Annotated in this window: 28 protein-coding genes and 1 pseudogene; 4 read left to right on the plus strand and 25 right to left on the minus strand. The window is 69.0% G+C overall.

The genetic code is table 11. The features are described from left to right. Positions 1 to 181: 181 nt before the first annotated feature. The 24 genes from map to rpsJ form a co-directional block, all read right to left on the minus strand. Positions 182 to 979, minus strand: coding sequence for a type I methionyl aminopeptidase (map, locus tag ELX43_RS14060; RefSeq protein ID WP_127783966.1), 798 nt, complete (start codon positions 977 to 979; stop codon positions 182 to 184). Beyond that, the gene (locus tag ELX43_RS14065; protein ID WP_127783967.1) at positions 979 to 1,533 is read right to left on the minus strand and encodes an adenylate kinase; all 555 of its coding nucleotides are present in this window, start codon (positions 1,531 to 1,533) and stop codon (positions 979 to 981) included. The genes map and ELX43_RS14065 overlap by 1 nt, the downstream gene beginning before the upstream one ends. Next, complete coding sequence (gene secY / locus ELX43_RS14070; RefSeq protein ID WP_127783968.1) at positions 1,533 to 2,858, minus strand: preprotein translocase subunit SecY; 1,326 nt, start codon at positions 2,856 to 2,858, stop codon at positions 1,533 to 1,535. Before secY ends, ELX43_RS14065 begins: the two co-directional genes overlap by 1 nt. A gap of 234 nt (positions 2,859 to 3,092) precedes the next feature. Beyond that, the gene (gene rplO, locus ELX43_RS14075) at positions 3,093 to 3,539 is read right to left on the minus strand and encodes a 50S ribosomal protein L15 (RefSeq protein ID WP_127783969.1); all 447 of its coding nucleotides are present in this window, start codon (positions 3,537 to 3,539) and stop codon (positions 3,093 to 3,095) included. Then, positions 3,536 to 3,748: a 50S ribosomal protein L30 gene (rpmD, locus tag ELX43_RS14080; protein WP_127783970.1), complete on the minus strand. Its 213-nt coding sequence runs from the start codon at positions 3,746 to 3,748 to the stop codon at positions 3,536 to 3,538. Before rpmD ends, rplO begins: the two co-directional genes overlap by 4 nt. A 5-nt stretch (positions 3,749 to 3,753) precedes the next feature. Further along, the gene (rpsE, locus tag ELX43_RS14085; RefSeq protein ID WP_127783971.1) at positions 3,754 to 4,371 is read right to left on the minus strand and encodes a 30S ribosomal protein S5; all 618 of its coding nucleotides are present in this window, start codon (positions 4,369 to 4,371) and stop codon (positions 3,754 to 3,756) included. A gap of 61 nt (positions 4,372 to 4,432) precedes the next feature. Continuing rightward, a complete protein-coding gene (rplR, locus tag ELX43_RS14090; RefSeq protein WP_127783972.1) occupies positions 4,433 to 4,858 on the minus strand; it encodes a 50S ribosomal protein L18 in 426 nt (141 codons plus the stop codon). 1 nt (position 4,859) lies between these two features. Further along, positions 4,860 to 5,399, minus strand: coding sequence for a 50S ribosomal protein L6 (gene rplF, locus ELX43_RS14095; RefSeq protein ID WP_127783973.1), 540 nt, complete (start codon positions 5,397 to 5,399; stop codon positions 4,860 to 4,862). A 12-nt stretch (positions 5,400 to 5,411) separates the two neighbouring features. Continuing rightward, positions 5,412 to 5,810, minus strand: coding sequence for a 30S ribosomal protein S8 (rpsH, locus tag ELX43_RS14100; protein ID WP_127783974.1), 399 nt, complete (start codon positions 5,808 to 5,810; stop codon positions 5,412 to 5,414). Positions 5,811 to 5,939: 129 nt separating this feature from the next. Then, complete coding sequence (locus ELX43_RS14105; RefSeq protein ID WP_127783975.1) at positions 5,940 to 6,125, minus strand: type Z 30S ribosomal protein S14; 186 nt, start codon at positions 6,123 to 6,125, stop codon at positions 5,940 to 5,942. Positions 6,126 to 6,127: 2 nt separating this feature from the next. After that, positions 6,128 to 6,670 (minus strand): 50S ribosomal protein L5, encoded by a 543-nt coding sequence (gene rplE, locus ELX43_RS14110; RefSeq protein ID WP_127784924.1) that lies wholly within the window; start codon positions 6,668 to 6,670, stop codon positions 6,128 to 6,130. 59 nt (positions 6,671 to 6,729) lie between these two features. Continuing rightward, the gene (gene rplX, locus ELX43_RS14115; protein WP_127783976.1) at positions 6,730 to 7,053 is read right to left on the minus strand and encodes a 50S ribosomal protein L24; all 324 of its coding nucleotides are present in this window, start codon (positions 7,051 to 7,053) and stop codon (positions 6,730 to 6,732) included. After that, a complete protein-coding gene (rplN, locus tag ELX43_RS14120) occupies positions 7,053 to 7,421 on the minus strand; it encodes a 50S ribosomal protein L14 (RefSeq protein WP_127783977.1) in 369 nt (122 codons plus the stop codon). Before rplN ends, rplX begins: the two co-directional genes overlap by 1 nt. 146 nt (positions 7,422 to 7,567) lie before the next feature. Beyond that, positions 7,568 to 7,849, minus strand: coding sequence for a 30S ribosomal protein S17 (gene rpsQ / locus ELX43_RS14125; protein ID WP_127783978.1), 282 nt, complete (start codon positions 7,847 to 7,849; stop codon positions 7,568 to 7,570). 20 nt (positions 7,850 to 7,869) lie between these two features. Next, positions 7,870 to 8,109 (minus strand): 50S ribosomal protein L29, encoded by a 240-nt coding sequence (gene rpmC / locus ELX43_RS14130; RefSeq protein ID WP_127783979.1) that lies wholly within the window; start codon positions 8,107 to 8,109, stop codon positions 7,870 to 7,872. Then, positions 8,109 to 8,525 carry a 50S ribosomal protein L16 gene (gene rplP / locus ELX43_RS14135; RefSeq protein WP_127783980.1) on the minus strand — a complete coding sequence of 139 codons (417 nt, stop codon included), beginning with the start codon at positions 8,523 to 8,525 and terminating at the stop codon, positions 8,109 to 8,111. The genes rpmC and rplP overlap by 1 nt, the downstream gene beginning before the upstream one ends. Positions 8,526 to 8,529: 4 nt before the next feature. Continuing rightward, positions 8,530 to 9,357, minus strand: coding sequence for a 30S ribosomal protein S3 (rpsC, locus tag ELX43_RS14140; RefSeq protein WP_127783981.1), 828 nt, complete (start codon positions 9,355 to 9,357; stop codon positions 8,530 to 8,532). Further along, positions 9,357 to 9,791, minus strand: a complete 435-nt coding sequence (gene rplV, locus ELX43_RS14145; protein WP_127783982.1) for a 50S ribosomal protein L22 — start codon at positions 9,789 to 9,791, stop codon at positions 9,357 to 9,359. Before rplV ends, rpsC begins: the two co-directional genes overlap by 1 nt. Continuing rightward, complete coding sequence (gene rpsS, locus ELX43_RS14150; protein WP_127783983.1) at positions 9,788 to 10,069, minus strand: 30S ribosomal protein S19; 282 nt, start codon at positions 10,067 to 10,069, stop codon at positions 9,788 to 9,790. The genes rplV and rpsS overlap by 4 nt, the downstream gene beginning before the upstream one ends. A 17-nt stretch (positions 10,070 to 10,086) precedes the next feature. After that, entirely contained in the window at positions 10,087 to 10,923 is an 837-nt protein-coding gene (gene rplB, locus ELX43_RS14155) for a 50S ribosomal protein L2 (protein WP_127783984.1), read from the minus strand. Between the two features lie 53 nt (positions 10,924 to 10,976). Then, positions 10,977 to 11,276 carry a 50S ribosomal protein L23 gene (gene rplW, locus ELX43_RS14160; RefSeq protein WP_127783985.1) on the minus strand — a complete coding sequence of 100 codons (300 nt, stop codon included), beginning with the start codon at positions 11,274 to 11,276 and terminating at the stop codon, positions 10,977 to 10,979. Further along, entirely contained in the window at positions 11,273 to 12,004 is a 732-nt protein-coding gene (gene rplD, locus ELX43_RS14165; RefSeq protein WP_127783986.1) for a 50S ribosomal protein L4, read from the minus strand. Before rplD ends, rplW begins: the two co-directional genes overlap by 4 nt. Continuing rightward, on the minus strand, positions 12,004 to 12,657 hold the full coding sequence (rplC, locus tag ELX43_RS14170) for a 50S ribosomal protein L3 (RefSeq protein ID WP_127783987.1): 654 nt from the start codon (positions 12,655 to 12,657) through the stop codon (positions 12,004 to 12,006). The genes rplD and rplC overlap by 1 nt, the downstream gene beginning before the upstream one ends. Before the next feature lie 17 nt (positions 12,658 to 12,674). Next, the gene (gene rpsJ, locus ELX43_RS14175; RefSeq protein ID WP_003938093.1) at positions 12,675 to 12,980 is read right to left on the minus strand and encodes a 30S ribosomal protein S10; all 306 of its coding nucleotides are present in this window, start codon (positions 12,978 to 12,980) and stop codon (positions 12,675 to 12,677) included. Positions 12,981 to 13,574: 594 nt separating this feature from the next. Between rpsJ and ELX43_RS14180 the strand changes: the two genes are divergently transcribed. The 4 genes and pseudogenes from ELX43_RS14180 to ELX43_RS14195 all read left to right on the plus strand — a co-directional run bounded on the left by ELX43_RS14180 (position 13,575) and on the right by ELX43_RS14195 (position 17,328). Continuing rightward, the gene (locus tag ELX43_RS14180) at positions 13,575 to 14,378 is read left to right on the plus strand and encodes an alpha/beta fold hydrolase (protein WP_127783988.1); all 804 of its coding nucleotides are present in this window, start codon (positions 13,575 to 13,577) and stop codon (positions 14,376 to 14,378) included. A gap of 17 nt (positions 14,379 to 14,395) precedes the next feature. After that, positions 14,396 to 15,328: pseudogene (locus ELX43_RS14185) on the plus strand (ATP-binding cassette domain-containing protein); the annotation flags it as partial. 263 nt (positions 15,329 to 15,591) lie between these two features. Next, on the plus strand, positions 15,592 to 16,419 hold the full coding sequence (locus ELX43_RS14190; protein ID WP_241249032.1) for an ABC transporter permease: 828 nt from the start codon (positions 15,592 to 15,594) through the stop codon (positions 16,417 to 16,419). 3 nt (positions 16,420 to 16,422) lie between these two features. Continuing rightward, positions 16,423 to 17,328 carry an ABC transporter permease gene (locus ELX43_RS14195; RefSeq protein WP_127783990.1) on the plus strand — a complete coding sequence of 302 codons (906 nt, stop codon included), beginning with the start codon at positions 16,423 to 16,425 and terminating at the stop codon, positions 17,326 to 17,328. A gap of 68 nt (positions 17,329 to 17,396) precedes the next feature. Here the strand turns inward: ELX43_RS14195 and ELX43_RS14200 are convergent, their stop codons facing one another. Then, positions 17,397 to 17,627 carry an MbtH family protein gene (locus ELX43_RS14200; RefSeq protein ID WP_127783991.1) on the minus strand — a complete coding sequence of 77 codons (231 nt, stop codon included), beginning with the start codon at positions 17,625 to 17,627 and terminating at the stop codon, positions 17,397 to 17,399. Positions 17,628 to 17,696 lie beyond the last annotated feature (69 nt).

The raw sequence follows: 17,696 nt of genomic DNA on the forward strand, positions 1-17,696 counted from the left end.
GCGGGGAAGCAGTCTCAAGTGGTGCGACAGGTGCCGGCGGAGACGCAAGACCTCGCGGGCACGCGCACAACCGGCGCACAGTGCGCGCCGTCGTTGAAGTCTACGCGGCGTGCCGGTGCAGGCCAAATGCGGGCCTGGGTGGTAGGTGCCGCGGCACCTGCGCAGCCCCCGCGGGCGCGAGTCAGCGGGGCAGCGTGAGGATGCGGGGACCGTCGGCGGTGACCGCCACGGTGTGCTCCCAGTGCGCGGCCCGGCTGCCGTCGGTGGTCACCACGGTCCAGTCGTCGGCGAGCACCAGGGTGTCCTCGGTGCCCAGGGTCAGCATCGGCTCGATGGCCAGCACCGAGCCCTCCACCAGTCGGGGACCGGTGTCCGGCGGACCCTCGTTGGCCAGGAACGGATCGGCGTGCATGACGCGGCCGATGCCGTGGCCACCGTAGCCGTCGACGATGCCGTAGTGGCGACCGTCGCGCTGCTCCGCGGCCCGGGTGCCCAGCTCGATGGCGTGCGAGACGTCGCCGAGCCGGTTGCCCACCACCATGGCGGCGATGCCGGCCTCCATCGAGGTGCGGCACGCCTCGGACAGCTGCAGGTCCTCCTCGCGGGCGCCGGGACCGACCACGAAGGTGACGGCGGAGTCGCCGTGCCAGCCGTCGACGATGGCACCGCAGTCGATGGACACGAGGTCGCCGTCGGCGAGCACCTCCTCGCTGGAGGGGATGCCGTGCACCACGCGGTCGTTGACCGAGGAACAGATGGTGGCGGGGAAGCCGTGGTAGCCCAGGAAGGAGGGCTCGGCACCAGCGTCGGCCATCACCTGGGCCGAGACCTCGTCGAGCTCAGCGGTGCTGACACCGGGACGGGCGGCCTCGCGCACCGCGGCCAGTGCAGCCGCGACGACCGAGCCCGCCAGCGCCATCGCGTCCAGCTCGCCGGGGGTCCGCGCGGGCACCACCTTGCGCCTGCGCAGCCGCACCATCAGCTGGTGCGGGTGCGCAGCGCCCGCAGTGCCCGCTGGGAGACCTCACCGACCTCGCCGACGGCGTCCACGACGACCAGCTGGTCGGCGTAGTGCTCCAGCAGCGGGGCCGTCTCGTCCCGGTACACGCGCATGCGGCGCCGGATGACGGCCTCGGTGTCGTCGGCTCGACCGCGGGCGAGCATGCGCTGCACCACCACGTCCTCGGTGACGCGCAGCTCGAGCACAGCGTCCAGCGGACGGCCCAGCTCCTCGAGGATGTTGGCCAGCACCTCGGCCTGGCCCACGGTGCGCGGGAAGCCGTCGAGCAGGAATCCCTGCGCAGCATCCGGCTCGGCCAGCCGCTCGCGGACCATCTCGATGGTCACCTCGTCCGGGACCAGGTCACCGGCCTCCACGTACTTCTTGGCCTCCTGGCCCAGCGGCGTCCCCTCCCCCATGTGCGCGCGAAAGAGGTCACCGGTGGAGATGTGCGGAACGCCGAGATCGGCCGACAGCAGAGCAGCCTGGGTTCCCTTTCCCGCTCCGGGCGGGCCGACAAGGACGAGTCTCACTACTTCAGGAACCCTTCGTAGTTGCGCTGCATGAGCTGGCTCTCAATCTGCTTCACGGTGTCCAGACCGACACCGACCATGATCAGCACGGCCGTGCCACCGAACGGGAAGTTCTGCCCGCCGCCGCTGCCGAGGTCCAGGAACAGGTTGGGCAGGACGGCCACGATACCCAGGTACAGCGACCCGAACAGCGTGATGCGTCCCAGCACGAAGCTGAGGTACTCGGCGGTGGGCCGGCCCGGGCGGATGCCGGGGATGAACCCGCCGAACTTCTTCATCTCGTCCGCGCGGTCCTCCGGGTTGAAGGTGATCGCCACGTAGAAGTACGTGAAGAACACGATCAGCGCGAAGTACAGCAGGATGTACGGCCCGCTGGACGGGCGGATCAGGTAGTCGTTGATGAACCGCTGCCACCAGGAGACGGACCCGTCGGTGGACGCCGTCAGCTGCGCGACCAGGTTCGGCAGGTACAACAGCGACGACGCGAAGATCACCGGGATCACACCGGCCTGGTTCACCTTCAGCGGCAGGTACGTGGACGTGCCCCCGTACATGCGGCGGCCGACCATCCGCTTGGCGTACTGCACCGGGATGCGGCGCTGGCCCTGCTCGACGAAGACCACGCTGGCGAAGATGGCCAGGGCGGCCAGGCAGACCAGCGCGAAGACCAGTCCCCCGCGGCTGTCCAGCACGTTCTTGCCCTCGGTGGGGATCTGGGCGCCGATCGAGGTGAAGATCAGCAGCGACATGCCGTTGCCGATGCCGCGGTCGGTGATCAGCTCACCCAGCCACATGATCACCGCGGTGCCGGCGGTCATCACGATCACCACCACCAGCATGGTGAAGATGTCGCCGCCGGGGATGGCCGGGTACAGGTCGTTGTCGCAGCCCTGGAACAGCTGTCCACGGGTGGCCAGGGCCACGATGCCGGTGGACTGCAGGACCGCGAGGGCGATCGTCAGGTAACGGGTGTACTGCGTCATCTTGGCCTGGCCCGACTGGCCCTCCTTCTGCAGCGCCTCGAACCGTGGGATGACCACGGTGAGCAGCTGCACGATGATGCTCGCGGTGATGTAGGGCATGATGCCCAGCGCGAACACGGAGAGCTGGAGCAGGGCACCGCCGCTGAAGAGGTTGATCAGCGAGTAGATGCTCTGGCTGTCGCCACCGCTGACCTCCTTGAGGCAGGTCTGGATGTTGACGTAGGAGACGCCGGGCGACGGCAGCGTGGTACCCAGGCGGTAGATCGCGAGGATCCCCAGGGTGAAGAGGATCTTCCGCCTCAGGTCACGGGTCTTGAAGGCAGAGACGAAGGCGGAGAGCACTGATCCTCCTGGCAGCTTCGGGCGGACTAGCTCTGCCCCTGCTTAGCATTGGGATACGACGGGCAAGGCGACCCTGTGCGGGCGCCGACTAGTTGACTCTAACAGCCCCTCATCTCACCACACGGGCGGTGCGACGGCGGCAGCTGGGCCAGAAACGCGCTGACCGTGGCCGCCCTGCGAGTTCGCAGGCCGACCACGGTCAGCAGCACGTGCGGGTGTTACCGGTTCACCTGCTCAGAGCAGGGTGACGCTGCCACCGGCAGCCTCGATCTTCTCCTTGGCGGAACCGGAGCACTTGTTGGCAGTCACCTGCAGCGTCACCGAGCCGAGGTCCCCGTCACCGAGGATCTTGACCAGCTGGTTGCGGCGGACCGCGCCAGCGGCGACGAGCTCGTCGACGCCGATGGTGCCCCCCTGGGGGAACAGCCGCGCGAGGTCGGCCACGTTGACGACCTGGTACTCGACGCGGTTGCGGTTGGTGAACCCCTTGAGCTTCGGCAGCCGCATGTGCAGCGGCATCTGGCCACCCTCGAACGCGGCGGGCACGTTCTTGCGGGCCTTGGTGCCCTTGGTGCCGCGACCGGCGGTCTTGCCGCGCTTGCCGCCCTCACCGCGACCGACGCGGATCTTGTCCTGCTTGGCGCCCGGTGCGGGCCGCAGGTGGTGAAGCTTGATGGTCATTGCGAGCTCTCCTTACCGGATCCTGCAGCGCTGACCGTCTCGACCGTCACCAGGTGGGCGACGGTGGAGATCATGCCCCGGACCTCCGGGGAGTCCGGTCGGACCACGGACTGCCGGATCTTGTGCAGCCCGAGCGTGCGCAGGGTGTTGCGCTGGTTCTGCTTCGTGCCGATGGTGCTGCGCACCTGAGTGACCAGGAGGTCTGCCATGGTGATCAGGCCCCCTGTCCGGCGCGAGCGCGCAGCATTCCGGCCGGCGCGACGTCCTCGATGGGCAGGCCACGGCGGGCCGCCACCTCCTCCGGACGCTGGAGCATCTTCAGCGCCGCAACGGTCGCGTGAACGACGTTGATGGCGTTGTCGCTGCCCAGCGACTTGGAGAGGACGTCGTGGATGCCGGCGCACTCCAGCACGGCGCGCACCGGACCACCGGCGATGACACCGGTACCGGGGCTGGCCGGGCGCAGCAGCACCACGCCCGCCGCCGCCTCACCCTGGACGGGGTGAGTGATGGTGGCACCGATCATCGGGACGCGGAAGAAGTTCTTGCGAGCCTCGTCGGAGCCCTTCTGGATGGCCGCGGGAACTTCCTTGGCCTTGCCGTAGCCGACGCCGACCATGCCGTTGCCGTCGCCGACGATCACCAGGGCGGTGAAGCTGAAGCGTCGACCACCCTTGACCACCTTCGAGACACGGTTGATGGCCACGACCCGCTCGAGCTGGGTCTTCTCCGGCGCCGCGCCGCGGCCGCCGTCGCGGCGACCGCCGCCCCGACGCTCGCCACCGGCGCCGCCAGCTGCGCCGGCACCGCCTTCACGCGCACGTCCCGGCATCAGGCTGTCCTTCCGTTCGTCTCGTTCATGGTGAGAGTGTGCTCCGTTGTCAGTGGGTGCATCAGAACTGCAACCCACCTTCGCGAGCTGCGTCCGCCAGGGCCGCGATCCGGCCGTGGTAGTCGTTGCCGCCACGGTCGAAGACGACGGCCTCGACGCCGATGGCCTTGGCCCGCTCGGCCAGCAGGGCGCCGACCTTGGCCGACTTGGCCTTCTTGTCGCCCTCCATCGCGCGGAGGTCCGCCTCGAGGGTGGAGGCCGCGGCGAGGGTGTGACCGGAGAGGTCGTCCACCAGCTGGACGTGGATGTGCCGCGAGGAGCGGTTCACCACCAGTCGGGGACGGGCCGGCGTTCCGCTGACCTTCTTGCGGATGCGGAAGTGCCGCCGTGCGCGGGACAGTCGACGAACCGTGGAGGCGTCCTTGCCGAGCGGCTTGCGCCGCTTCGACCCGGAGCCTGCGACGGCCGTGCTTGCAGTCTGGCTCATGTCACTTACCCGTCTTTCCGACCTTGCGGCGGATCTGCTCGCCGGCGTAGCGGACGCCCTTGCCCTTGTACGGGTCGGGGCGGCGCAGCCGGCGAATGTTCGCCGCGATCTGGCCGACCTTCTGCTTGTCGATCCCGGAGATGGAGAACCTGGTGGGGGTCTCCACCGCGAAGCTGATGCCCTCGGGCGCCTCGATGGGGACGGGGTGGCTGTAGCCGAGTGCGAACTCCAGGTCGGAACCCTTGAGCTGCACGCGGTAACCCACGCCGTGGATCTCCATCTTGGTCTCGTAGCCGTTGGTGACGCCGATGACCATGTTCTGCACCAGGGTGCGGGACAGGCCGTGCAGCGACCGGCTGCGCCGCTCGTCGTCGGGACGGCTGACGGCGACAGCGCCGTCCTCGTCCTTCGTGACGATGATGGGCTCCGAGATGGTGGTCTGCAGGGTGCCCTTGGGCCCCTTGACCGTGACGTTCTGGCCCTCGATGGTCACGTCCACGCCGGACGGGACAGGAACGGGGAGCTTACCGATGCGTGACATTAGTTGCCTCCCTCACCAGACGTAGGCGAGGACTTCCCCGCCCACACCCTGCTTGGCCGCCTGGCGGTCGGTGAGCAGGCCGGTGGACGTGGAGATGATCGCCACACCGAGACCTCCCAGGACCTTGGGCAGGTTGGTGGATTTTGCGTAGACCCGCAGACCGGGCTTGGACACGCGCCGGAGACCAGCGATGCTCCGCTCACGGGTGGGGCCGTACTTCAGGTCGATGACGAGCGACTGTCCGACAGCCGCCTCCTCGGACCGGTAGTCGGAGATGTAGCCCTCCCGCTTGAGGATCTCGGCGATGTTCGCCTTGATCTTCGAGTGGGGCATCACGACTGCGTCGTGGTAGGCCGAGTTTGCGTTGCGCAGACGGGTCAGCATGTCTGCGATCGGGTCTGTCATGGTCATTCAGGTGACCTGTGCACCTTTCCCGCCGCGGTTCCCTCGTCGGATCCAAGTGGAGTCAACGGGCCTACGGCGAAGCGGTTCGAGTGCGGACGGGATGTCCGCATGGGGTGAGCTGAGCGGGTGCTCAGCTCACCAAGAGGACTTGCGCACGCCGGGGAGCTCGCCCCGGTGAGCCATCTCGCGCAAGCAGATGCGGCAGAGGCCGAACTTGCGGAACACGGCGTGGGGACGCCCGCAACGCTGGCACCGGGTGTACGCCCGGACAGCAAACTTCGGCTTCTTGTTCGCCTTGTTGACCAGTGCCTTCTTGGCCATGCTCAGTTCTCCTTGAAGGGGAAGCCCAGGTGCTTCAGCAGAGCCCGGCCCTCCTCGTTGTTCGTCGCGGTGGTCACCACGGTGATGTCCATGCCTCGAGGACGGTCGATCGAGTCGATGTCGATCTCGTGGAACATGGACTGCTCGTTGAGCCCGAAGGTGTAGTTCCCGTTGCCGTCGAACTGCGTGCCCGACAGACCGCGGAAGTCGCGGATGCGAGGGAGCGCGATGCTCACCAGGCGGTCCAGGAACTCCCACATCCGGTCACCGCGGAGGGTGACCTTCGCGCCGATCGGCATGCCCTCGCGGAGCTTGAACTGCGCGATCGAGGTCTTGGAGCGGCGGATCTCGGCCTTCTGGCCGGTGATCAGCGCCAGGTCGCGGACCGCACCGTCGATCAGCTTCGCGTCACGCGCAGCCTCACCGACACCCATGTTCACCACGACCTTGACGACGCCGGGGATCTGCATGACGTTGTCGTAGGAGTACTGCTCCTGCATGGCGGAGCGGATCTCCTCGCGGTACCGCTGCTTCAGCCGGGGCATCGTGGGGGCGGCGGCGACGGGGTTGTCGGTCACTGCGACAGAGCTCTTCTTGCTCGCCATCAGATGTCCTTCCCGTTCTTGCGCGACACGCGCACTCGCTTGGCACGGTCACCGCTGTCGTCGACGCGGTAGCCGACGCGGGTGGGCTTGCCGTCGGAGTCGACGACCATGACGTTGGAGACGTGGATCGAGGCCTCCTGCGTCACGATGCCGCCCGATGCCGCACCACGCTCGTTGGTGGAGACGGAGGTGTGCTTCTTGATCCGGTTGACGCCCTCGACCAGGACGCGCTCGTTCTCCGGGAAGGCCTGGATGACCTTGCCCTTCGCGCCCTTGTCCTTGCCGGCAACCACGATCACGGTGTCACCCTTGTGCACCTTCATCACAGCACCTCCGGCGCGAGCGAGATGATCTTCATGAACTTCTTGTCGCGCAGCTCGCGGCCCACGGGGCCGAAGATGCGCGTGCCTCGCGGCTCGTTGTCTGGCTTGATGAGGACTGCGGCGTTCTCGTCGAAGCGGATGTAGGAACCGTCCGGGCGGCGACGCTCCTTGGAGGTGCGCACGATGACCGCCTTGACGACGTCACCCCGCTTCACCCCCGCGCCCGGGATGGCTTCCTTCACTGTCGCCACGATGATGTCGCCGATACCGGCGTAACGCCGGGACGAGCCACCGAGGACGCGGATGCACAAGATCTCCTTGGCACCCGTGTTGTCGGCGACTCGCAGTCGCGACTCCTGCTGGATCACTTACAACTCCTGACCTGCGTGATGCGCGGCGGATTTCCGACCCGACGCGCGCGGTCCAAACTTACCTGTCAACTTCTTGGGGCAACGAGCCGGGCTGGCTCCGCGAGGAGCCGGCCCGACCTTCGAGAGCCACCGGGCCTTGCGAGCTACCGGGCCTTCTCGAGCACGGACACCAGGCGCCAGCGCTTGGTGGCCGACAGCGGCCGGGTCTCCATCAGCCGCACGCGGTCGCCGACACCGGCGTCACCGTTCTCGTCGTGGGCCTTGACCTTGGTGGTACGACGGATGACCTTGCTGTAGAGCGGGTGCTTGACCCGGTCCTCCAGCTCGACCACGATCGTCTTCTCCATCTTGTCCGAGACCACGTAGCCCACGCGCACCTTGCGGTTGTTGCGCTCGCTCGTGGCAGCGGTCTGCTCCGTGCTCACTTCTGCATCCCTCTCTACCGTCACGCTGCACCCTCATCCGAAACCGGCGCCGGTGCGAGACCGAGCTCGCGCTCACGCATGACCGTGTAGATCCGGGCGATGTCGCGCCGGACGGTCCGCAGTCGGCGGTTGTTGTCGAGCTGGCCGGTCGCCGTCTGGAAGCGCAGGTTGAACAGCTCTTCCTTGGACTCGCGGAGCTTGCTGACAAGCTCCTCGCCGGTGAGCTCGCGGAGCTCTGCGGCCTGTGTTGCGTCTGCCATCAGAACTGCCCCTCCCTGGTAACGATCCGGCACTTCATCGGGAGCTTGTGCATCGCGCGGCGCAGGGCCTCACGAGCGGTCTCCTCGTTGGGGTAGCTCAGCTCGAACATGATGCGTCCGGGCTTGACGTTGGCGACCCACCACTCGGGCGATCCCTTGCCGGAACCCATGCGGGTCTCGGCGGGCTTCTTGGTCAGCGGGCGGTCCGGGAAGATCGTGATCCAGACCTTGCCGCCGCGCTTGATGTGCCGGGTGACCGCGATACGGGCCGACTCGATCTGGCGGTTGGTCACGTAGGCCGGCTCCAGGGCCTGGATGCCCCACTCGCCGAACGTGACCTGCGTGCCGCCCTTGGCGTTGCCAGAGCGACTGGGGTGGTGCTGCTTGCGGTGCTTGACCCTGCGGGGAATCAGCATGTCCTCAGCCCTCCGTGCTTCCAGCAGGCGCCACAGGTGCTGCCTCGCTTGCCGGGGCCGTCGTAGTTCCTGCCGACTCGGCCGCCGCGCGGCCGGCGTCGGTGCTGGTGGCGGTGGTGCCCGAGGCACCGGAGCGACGACGCGCACCGGTCGGACGCTCGCGCCGTGCAGGACGCTCGTCGGTGACGACGTTCTCACGACGGCCGCCGACGATGTCGCCCTTGTAGATCCAGACCTTGACGCCGATCCGCCCGAAGGTGGTCTTGGCCTCGTACAGGCCGTAGTCGATGTCCGCGCGCAGCGTGTGCAGCGGGACCCGACCCTCGCGGTAGAACTCCGAGCGGGACATCTCCGCACCGCCGAGGCGACCGGAGCACTGCACGCGGATGCCCTTGACCTGCGGCTGACGCATGGCCGACTGGATGGCCTTGCGCATCGCCCGGCGGAACGCCACGCGGTTGGACAGCTGCTCGGCGACCCCCTGGGCCACCAGCTGCGCCTCGGCCTCGGCGTTCTTCACCTCGAGGATGTTCAGCTGCACCTGCTTGCCGGTCAGCTTCTCCAGCTCGGAGCGGATGCGGTCGGCCTCGGCGCCGCGGCGACCGATGACGATGCCCGGACGCGCGGTGTGGATGTCGACCCGGACGCGGTCACGCGTGCGCTCGATCTCGACCTTGGCGATGCCGGCGCGCTCCATGCCGGTGGCGAGCAGCTTGCGGATCGCCACGTCTTCCTTGACGTACTCCGCGTACTGCTTGTCGGCGTACCAGCGGGACTTCCAGTCAGTGGTGATACCCAGCCGGAAGCCGTGCGGGTTGATTTTCTGACCCACTACTGAGCACTTCCCTTCGAGGCGGCCTTGGCGGCCGAGCTCCTACGGTTTCGAGGCGAGGCGTCGGAGCTGCGACGCGGCCGGCTCTCAACCTCGATCGTGATGTGGCTCGTGCGCTTCCGGATGCGGAAGGCACGGCCCTGTGCCCGGGGCTGGAAACGCTTCAGCGTCGGTCCCTCGTCCACGAACGCCGTGGAGACGACCAGCGTGGCGGGGTCCAGCCCGAGGTTGTTCTCGGCGTTGGCGACGGCGCTCGCGAGCACCTTGGCCACCGGCTCGCTGGCGGCCTGCGGCGCGAACCGCAGGACGGCGAGCGCCTCAGCCGCGGGACGGCCCTTGATCAGCTCGACGACGCGGCGCGCCTTCATGGGCGTGACCCGGACGTAGCGGGCCTTGGCCATCGCGTGCGGGAAAACTTCGTCTGTGCTGCTCATCGGCGGCGCGCCTTTCGGTCGTCCTTGATGTGTCCACGGAACGTCCGCGTGGGCGCGAACTCACCGAGCTTGTGTCCCACCATGGCGTCCGAGACGAACACCGGGACGTGCTTGCGGCCGTCGTGCACCGCGAACGTGTGTCCGATGAAGTCCGGCGTGATGGTCGATCGTCGGGACCAGGTCTTGATGACCTGCTTGGTCCCCTTCTCGTTCTGGACGTCCACCTTCGCAAGGAGGTGGTCATCGACGAACGGGCCCTTCTTAAGGCTGCGTGGCATCCTTCACTCCTCCCTGGTCAGCGCTTGTTCTTGCCCGTGCGGCGGCGCCGCACGATGAGCTTGTCGCTCGGCTTGCTCTTGCGGGTGCGGCCCTCGGGCGTGCCCCACGGGCTCACCGGGTGGCGACCACCGGAAGTCTTGCCCTCACCACCACCGTGCGGGTGGTCGACCGGGTTCATCACGACACCACGGACGGTCGGGCGCTTGCCCTTCCAGCGCATGCGGCCGGCCTTGCCCCAGTTGATGTTGGACTGCTCGGCGTTGCCGACCTCGCCCACCGAGGCGCGGCAGCGAACGTCCACGCGCCGGATCTCACCGGAGGGCATGCGCAGGGTGGCGTAGGTGCCCTCCTTGCCCAGCAGCTGGATGCTGGCGCCGGCCGAGCGGGCCATCTTGGCGCCGCCACCGGGACGCAGCTCCACCGAGTGGATGGTGGTACCGGTCGGGATGTTGCGCAGGGGCAGGTTGTTGCCGGGCTTGATGTCAGCCTTGGCGCCTGCCTCCACGGTGTCGCCCTGCTTCAGCTTCGCCGGGGCGAGGATGTAGCGCTTCTCCCCGTCGGCGTAGTGCAGCAGCGCGATGTTGGCGGTGCGGTTCGGGTCGTACTCGATGTGCGCGACCTTGGCCGGCACACCATCCTTGTCGGCCCGGCGGAAGTCGATGAGCCGGTACGCACGCTTGTGGCCACCGCCCTTGTGGCGGGTGGTGATGCGGCCGTGGGCGTTGCGGCCACCTCGGCCGTGCAACGGACGGACCAGCGACTTCTCCGGGGTGGAACGGGTGATCTCAGCGAAGTCGGAGACGCTGGAGCCACGACGCCCGGGAGTGGTCGGCTTGTACTTGCGGATTGCCATGAGTCTTCTCAGTCCTCAGCTTGTCTGCCTGATTTCAACGAGTCCCGGCGCCGTCAGGCGACCGGGCCCCCGAAGATCTCGATGGGCTTGCTGTCGGCGGACAGGGTGACGATCGCGCGCTTGGTGTCCTTGCGCTTGCCGTACCCGAACTTCGTCCGCTTGCGCTTTCCCTGGCGGTTGGCGGTGTTGACGTTCTTGACAGTCACGCCGAAGACCTTCTCCACGGCGATCTTGATCTGCGTCTTGTTCGCGTCCGGCGACACCAGGAAGGTGTAGGTGTTCGACTCGAGCAGCCCGTAGGACTTCTCGGAGATCACCGGTGCCAGGAGCACGTCACGCGGGTCGGCAATCACTTGCTGTCCTCCTCGTTCTCCACGAGCTCACTCGAACGAGCCGACGCCGTGGCGCTGCGTCCGCGGGGCGGACCGGCGACGAGGGAGGCGAGCGACGCGCTGGTGAACACGACGTCGTCGGAGACGAGGACGTCGTAGGTGTTGAGCTGGTCCGGCGCAATGGGGTGCACGCCGGGCAGGTTCTTCAGGCTGCGCCAGCCGGCAGCGTCCTGACGGTCCAGGACCACCAGGAAGCGACGACGGTCGCTGATCGCACCCAGCAGCGTCTTCACGCCCTTGGTGGAGGGCACGTCGTTGGCCACGAGCTCGCTGACGACGTGGATGCGGCCGGAGCGGGCCCGGTCGGAGAGCGCCCCGCGGAGAGCGGCGGCGATCATCTTCTTGGGCGTGCGCTGCGCGTAGCTGCGCGGCGTGGGGCCGTGCACGACGCCACCGCCGACGAACTGCGGCGCGCGGGTCGAGCCCTGACGGGCGCGGCCGGTGCCCTTCTGGCGGTAGGGCTTGGCGCCACCGCCGGACACCTCCGCGCGGGTCTTGGTCTTGTGCGTGCCCTGGCGGGCGGCGGCCATCTGCGCCACGACCACCTGGTGCATCAGCGGGATGTTCGCCTGCACGTTGAACAGCGACGCGGGCAGCTCGACGGTGCCGTTGGTGCCACCGTCGACGGTGCGCACGGGCACGGTCAGGGACGCCTCGGCGGCGTCAGCCTTCTTGGTGTCGATAGCCATCAGAGGGCACCACCCTTCACTGCGGACTTGACGAACACGAGTCCGCCCTTGTTGCCGGGAACGGCGCCCTTGATGAGCAGCAGGCCGGCCTCGGCGTCGACGCGGTACACGGTCAGGTTCTGCGTGGTGACCCGCTCGTTGCCCATCCGACCCGCCATGCGCATGCCCTTGAACACGCGACCGGGGGTGGAGGCGCCACCGATGGAGCCGGGCGAGCGGTGCACGCGCTTCACGCCGTGTCCCGCACCCAGGCCGTGGAAGCCGTGGCGCTTCATGACACCGGCGGTTCCCTTGCCCTTGCTGGTGCCGGTCACGTCGACCACTGCGCCATCGGCGAAGAGGTCGGCGGTGATCTCCTGGCCGACCTCGTAGCCGGAGACGTCCTCCATGCGGAGCTCGACGAGGTGGCGACGAGGCGTGGTGCCGGCCTTGGCGAACTGGCCCGCAACGGGCTTGATCACGCGGCGCGGGTCAATCGCGCCGAAGGCCAGCTGCACAGCGTTGTAGCCGTCGTTCTCTACGGTTCGCACCTGGGTGACGACACAGGGCCCAGCCTGCACGACGGTCACCGGGACGATCCGGTTGTTCTCGTCGAACACCTGGGTCATGCCGAGCTTGTTGCCCAGGATGCCCTTCATCTTGTTCTCAGCCATCGGTCCTGTCTCCGCCGTCACTGGATGTTGACGTCGACGCTCGCCGGAAGGTCGATGCGCATGAGCGCGTCCACCGTCTTGGGCGTCGGGTCGAGGATGTCAATGAGGCGCTTGTGGGTGCGCATCTCGAAGTGCTCGCGCGAGTCCTTGTACTTGTGCGGCGAGCGGATGACGCAGTACACGTTCTTCTCGGTCGGCAGCGGCACAGGACCGACCACGCGTGCACCCGTACGGGTGACGGTCTCGACGATCTTGCGCGCGGACGCGTCGATCGCCTCATGGTCATAGGCCTTGAGCCGGATGCGGATCTTTTGTCCCGCCACGCTTGCCCTCTTCCTTGCTTGCCGCTTTCGCGGCAACTCACTGTCGTATGAACGCCATGCGGTGTGTCAGCGCCGACCAGCAGGCTGCGCTGTTGTTCTCGAACTGTCGGTACGACGAGCCCATGCCCGACGACATCGACCATCCACCAGCACGGGAACCACGCGCAGGCGCAGCACCGATCCACTCGCGATGTTCAACTGTCGGGCCCGCCGGTACACGCGGTCGGGTGTGTCGCGTTCACGCCCGAGGACTGAAGTGCCATCCTACGGGGATCACCCGGCGCCAGCTCGGCGTCTATAGCCGAAGCTCACACATACCCTGCCCACCACGGACAGCCATGGGATCCGCGAGGAACCCACGACCCATCACGTCGTGTCAAGGCAACCGCACCAGTATGCACGACGCGCCCTCGCACATCAAACCGCCTCCGGCCGCGGCACTCACGCCGGCGGCACCGCGCCGGATCGGGGTCAGCACACGGTCGTGCCTGCTCAGCCGGTGCGGCGCCCGGTCTCGTGGATAACATCTGTGGGCCCACACGCGATGAGACAGGATGTCCGCTTCCCTACCCCCTGCTGCGTCCGGAGGACCCCGTGCCCGTCGCGACGCTGAACGGCATCCGGCTGAGCTACGCGGTGTCCGGCGAGGGGCCGCTGGTGGTCCTGGTGATGGGCAGCGGAAGCCCGGGGCGAGTGTGGGACCTGCACCAGACGCCCGCCCTGGAGGCGGCCGGCTACCGGGTGGCCCGGGTGGACAACCGAGGCATCGCGCCCAGCGACGAGTGCCCCGAGGGCTTCACCATCGCCGACATGGCTGCCGACACCGCCGCGCTGATCGAGCACCTCGGCTCCCCAGCGGCGGTGGTGGGCACCTCGCTGGGGGCCCGGATCACCCAGGAGCTGGCGCTGACCCGCCCCGAGCTGGTGTCCCGGGCGGTGCTGTTCACCGCGCACGCCCGGCTGCGTCCCGCCCAGGCCGCCCTGTCGGCGGCGGAGGCGGAGCTGGCCGAGACCGGGCAGCGGGTGTCCCCGCGGTACTCCGCAGCGGTCACTGCGGCGCTGAACCTCTCTCCCCGCACGCTCGCCGACCCGTCCACCTGCCAGGAGTGGCTGGACGTCCTGGAGTTCTCCGCCGCCACCGGCGGGCCCGGGACGGCCGCACAGCTGCGGCTGGACAACGGCTTCGACCGCCGGAGCGCCTACCGCGGCATCCGGGTGCCCACGATGGTCGTGGCCTTCGCCGACGACCGGGTGATCGACCCCCAGCTGTGCCGCGAGGTGGCCGACGCCATCCCCGGCTGCCGTTACGAGGTAGTTGCCGACGCAGGGCACTTCGGCCTGCTGGAACGCCCCGAGCCGGCGAACGCCCTGCTGCTGGAATTCCTTTCCGGCCGCTGACCACAGGAGGAAGCGACATGCCCGATCCGACCGACGGTGTGACCGTGCAGGGGGTCGAGAAGCGCTTCGGTGACGTGCGCGCCCTGCGCGGCATCACCTTCTCCGCCCCGCGCGGCTCCGTGCTGGGGATTCTCGGTCCGAACGGCGCGGGCAAGACCACCGTGGTCAACGTGCTGACCACGCTGCTGCGCCCCGACGCCGGCACCGCCACGGTGGCCGGTTTCGACGTGGTCCGCCAGGCCGCGCAGGTGCGGCGCGCCATCATGGTCACCGGCCAGTACGCCGCGCTGGACGAGTCGTTGTCCGGCCGGGAGAACCTCGTGCTCTTCGGCCGCCTGATGGGGCTGGACAAGCGGTCCGCGCGGGTCAGGACCGCGGAGCTGCTGGCCGACTTCGACCTGGTGGAGGCGGCGGGACGCAAGGTGGGCGGCTACTCCGGAGGCATGCGCCGACGCATCGACATCGCGTGCGGGCTGGTGGTGCGACCGGACGTGGTGTTCCTGGACGAGCCGACCACCGGTCTGGACCCGCGGAGCCGCCAGTTCGTGTGGGACCTGGTGAGCCGGCTCAAGGACGACGGCATCACCACCGTCCTGACCACCCAGTACCTGGACGAGGTGGACGTGCTCTCGGACAACATCGTGGTGATCGACAAGGGCACGGTGGTGGCCGAGGGCACCGCTGACCAGCTCAAGGAGCGCACCGGCACCAGCTACTGCGAGATCGTCCCCCTGCACACCACGGACCTGCCGCAGCTGCTGGCCGCGCTGGGCCCGCTGGTTCCCGCGGGCACCGCGGCGGTGCCCGCGGGTGACCGGGTGTCCATCCCCGCTCCCCAGGGCGCCACCACCCTCGCCGAGGCGCTGCGCCGGCTGGACGCAGCGCAGGTGGAGATCGCCGACATCGCGCTGCGGCGGCCCTCCCTGGACGACGTGTTCTTCGCCCTGACCGCGCCGACCGACGCCGAGACAGACCAGGACAGCGCCGCCACGGACACCCCCGCCGCGCCACGGGCCCGCCCAGCGGGGTCCAGCCCAGCGGGGTCCAGCCCAGCGGGGTCCAGCCCAGCGGGGTCCAGCACCGGAAACCTGGGCGACGGCGACCCCGGTGACGCACAGGTCAGCGATCGCGCGGCTGGTGGCGGTGAGGTGTCGGCGGAGGTCGGCGCGGGTGCGTCCCCGCCGTCGGGGCGCCGCGACGGCGGCGGCCCGGCGTGAGCGCCCCGGTGGCTTCCCGCGACAAGCCCGCCCCCTCCCCCCGCCCGCTGCACCACCACGCTCGGCCGGCGCCCGGCGGGCTGTCGCAGTGGCTGACCCTGGCCGGTCGGCACACCCGGGCCATGGGCACCAACGGCGAGCTGGTGGTCTCCCTGGTCGCGCCGCCGATCTTCGCGCTCGGCTTCGACCTGCCGCTGCGCTCCATCATGGATTCCCAGGGCGTCGACTACGGGCAGTTCATCACCCCGATCATCGTGCTGCAGGCGATGAGCTTCATCGCGGTCTCCTCCGCCGTGCGGGCCGCCTACGAGTCGGTGAACGGCATGACCACGCGGATGCGGACGATGCCGGTGAACCCCGCGGCTCCGCTGGCCGGGCGAATGACCGCCTCGGCCGTGCGGGTGGTGGTGTCACTGCTGTCCGCGCTGCTGTCGGGCTACCTGTTGGGCTTCCGCTTCGAGAACGGCGTGGACAACGCGGTGCTGTTCTGCGGCTTCGCCTTCGTCATCGCCCTGGTGCTGTCCATCGGGGCTGACGCGCTGGGGACCCTGTCGCACAACCCTGAGGCGACCAGCCAGATCCTCACGCTGCCCCAGCTGGTGCTGGGCATGCTCTCCACCGGCTACGTGCCCGAGGAGGGCTTCCCCGAGTGGATCCAGCCGTTCGTGCGCAACCAGCCGGTGTCGCACTTCTGCGCAGTGATGCGGTCGCTGGCAGAGGGCACCGGGGACACCACGCACGTGCTGCCCGCGCTGCTGTGGCTGGGCGGGCTGGCCGCGGCCTTCACGCTGGCCTCGGTGCACGCCAACCTGCGGAGGGGCTAGCCGATGAGCACTGTCACCCCACCCAGTCGCACCCCGTGGCCGCCCAGCCCCACGCCGCGCCCGGCCGTCACCCCGCCCGAGCCCACCGGCGCGCTGGCCTTCCTCGTGCCCACCCGGGCCGCACCCGAGCGGTCGCTGCGAGCGCTCGGACCGCAGAGCCTGCTGCAGGCCCGGCGGCTGCTCACGCGGTGGCTGCGCGACCCCTTCACCACCATCCAGGCACTGGTCTACCCCGCCGTCACGCTGGTGATGCTCTGGGTGGTGCTCGGTGACTCGATCGCCGACGCCACCGGGCAGGACGCTCTGGACGGGCTGGTGCCCATGACCGCGCTGGTGGGCACCATGGCCGGGGCGGTGGCGGGAGCGGTGTCGCTGATGGGTGAGCGCGACTCAGGGCTGGTGGGCAGGTTCTGGGTGATGCCGGTCAACCGGGCAGGGCCGATCGTCGGCCGTCTGCTCGCCGAGATGGTGCGCATCCTGCTCACCACGGTGATCATCGTCGCCGTCGGGCTGCTGATCGGCTTCCGCTTCGACCGGGGACTGCTGGCCGGGCTGGCCATGGTGGGGATGCCGCTGCTGTTCGGGCTGGGCTACTCCACCCTGGCCACCGCGGCCGCGCTCTACAGCCGCCGGACCACCTTCGTGGAGATGCTGTCGCTGGCCACCACCATCCTGATGTTCTTCAACACCGGGTTCGTGCCGCTGGACGCCTACCCCAGCTGGCTGCAGGGACCGGTGCAGTACCAGCCGATGTCCTGCGCGGTGGACACCATGAAGGCGCTGGCGGTGGGCGGACCCACGCTCACCCCGCTGCTGCTGCTGCTCGCCTGGACGGGCGGGCTGGTGGTGGTGTTCGGGTGGCCGGCCATCGTCGGCTACGGCCGGGCTGCGGGAAGTGCGCGCCGCTGAGCCGTCCTGCTGAGCCCGCACAGCGAGGGCGCCCGGCGTGATCGCCGGGCGCCCTCGCTGCGCAGTCGTCAGCTCGCCGTGCCGCGGGCGTCGGCCTCCATCGCCTCGACGAGGCTCTTCGGCCGCATGTCCGTCCAGCTCTCCTCCACGTAGCTGACGCACTCCGCGCGGGAGGCGGTGCCGAACGCCACGGTCCAGCCCGCGGGCACGTCGGCGAACTCCGGCCACAGCGAGTGCTGGTTCTCCTCGTTGACCAGCACCCGGAAACGGCCGTCCGCGTCGTCGAATGGGTTGCTCACTTGCCAGCTCCTTCTCGTTGTCACCTGTTCCGTGCCTGGCCCCGCGGGCCGCACGGCCGATCTGCTGGG

The organism is Rhodococcus sp. X156 (genome assembly GCF_004006015.1).
Lineage (GTDB): Bacteria > Actinomycetota > Actinomycetes > Mycobacteriales > Mycobacteriaceae > X156.

What these genes read in the sequence shown, in the direction of transcription:
- rpsS (WP_127783983.1), bottom strand. Translation starts at nt 10,069, where the DNA reads ATGCCACGCAGCCTTAAGAAGGGCCCGTTCGTCGATGACCACCTCCTT.
- ELX43_RS14195 (WP_127783990.1), top strand. Translation starts at nt 16,423, where the DNA reads ATGAGCACTGTCACCCCACCCAGTCGCACCCCGTGGCCGCCCAGCCCC.
- rpmD (WP_127783970.1), bottom strand. Translation starts at nt 3,748, where the DNA reads ATGGCAGACCTCCTGGTCACTCAGGTGCGCAGCACCATCGGCACGAAG.
- rpmC (WP_127783979.1), bottom strand. Translation starts at nt 8,109, where the DNA reads ATGGCAGACGCAACACAGGCCGCAGAGCTCCGCGAGCTCACCGGCGAG.
- rplD (WP_127783986.1), bottom strand. Translation starts at nt 12,004, where the DNA reads ATGGCTATCGACACCAAGAAGGCTGACGCCGCCGAGGCGTCCCTGACC.
- ELX43_RS14105 (WP_127783975.1), bottom strand. Translation starts at nt 6,125, where the DNA reads ATGGCCAAGAAGGCACTGGTCAACAAGGCGAACAAGAAGCCGAAGTTT.
- rplF (WP_127783973.1), bottom strand. Translation starts at nt 5,399, where the DNA reads ATGTCACGCATCGGTAAGCTCCCCGTTCCTGTCCCGTCCGGCGTGGAC.
- rplP (WP_127783980.1), bottom strand. Translation starts at nt 8,525, where the DNA reads ATGCTGATTCCCCGCAGGGTCAAGCACCGCAAGCAGCACCACCCCAGT.
- rpsE (WP_127783971.1), bottom strand. Translation starts at nt 4,371, where the DNA reads ATGCCGGGACGTGCGCGTGAAGGCGGTGCCGGCGCAGCTGGCGGCGCC.
- rplC (WP_127783987.1), bottom strand. Translation starts at nt 12,657, where the DNA reads ATGGCTGAGAACAAGATGAAGGGCATCCTGGGCAACAAGCTCGGCATG.
- rplE (WP_127784924.1), bottom strand. Translation starts at nt 6,670, where the DNA reads ATGCCCCGGCTGAAGCAGCGGTACCGCGAGGAGATCCGCTCCGCCATG.
- rplR (WP_127783972.1), bottom strand. Translation starts at nt 4,858, where the DNA reads ATGAGCCAGACTGCAAGCACGGCCGTCGCAGGCTCCGGGTCGAAGCGG.
- rplV (WP_127783982.1), bottom strand. Translation starts at nt 9,791, where the DNA reads ATGAGCAGCACAGACGAAGTTTTCCCGCACGCGATGGCCAAGGCCCGC.
- rpsH (WP_127783974.1), bottom strand. Translation starts at nt 5,810, where the DNA reads ATGACCATGACAGACCCGATCGCAGACATGCTGACCCGTCTGCGCAAC.
- rplX (WP_127783976.1), bottom strand. Translation starts at nt 7,053, where the DNA reads ATGAAGGTGCACAAGGGTGACACCGTGATCGTGGTTGCCGGCAAGGAC.
- rplO (WP_127783969.1), bottom strand. Translation starts at nt 3,539, where the DNA reads ATGACCATCAAGCTTCACCACCTGCGGCCCGCACCGGGCGCCAAGCAG.
- rplB (WP_127783984.1), bottom strand. Translation starts at nt 10,923, where the DNA reads ATGGCAATCCGCAAGTACAAGCCGACCACTCCCGGGCGTCGTGGCTCC.
- map (WP_127783966.1), bottom strand. Translation starts at nt 979, where the DNA reads ATGGTGCGGCTGCGCAGGCGCAAGGTGGTGCCCGCGCGGACCCCCGGC.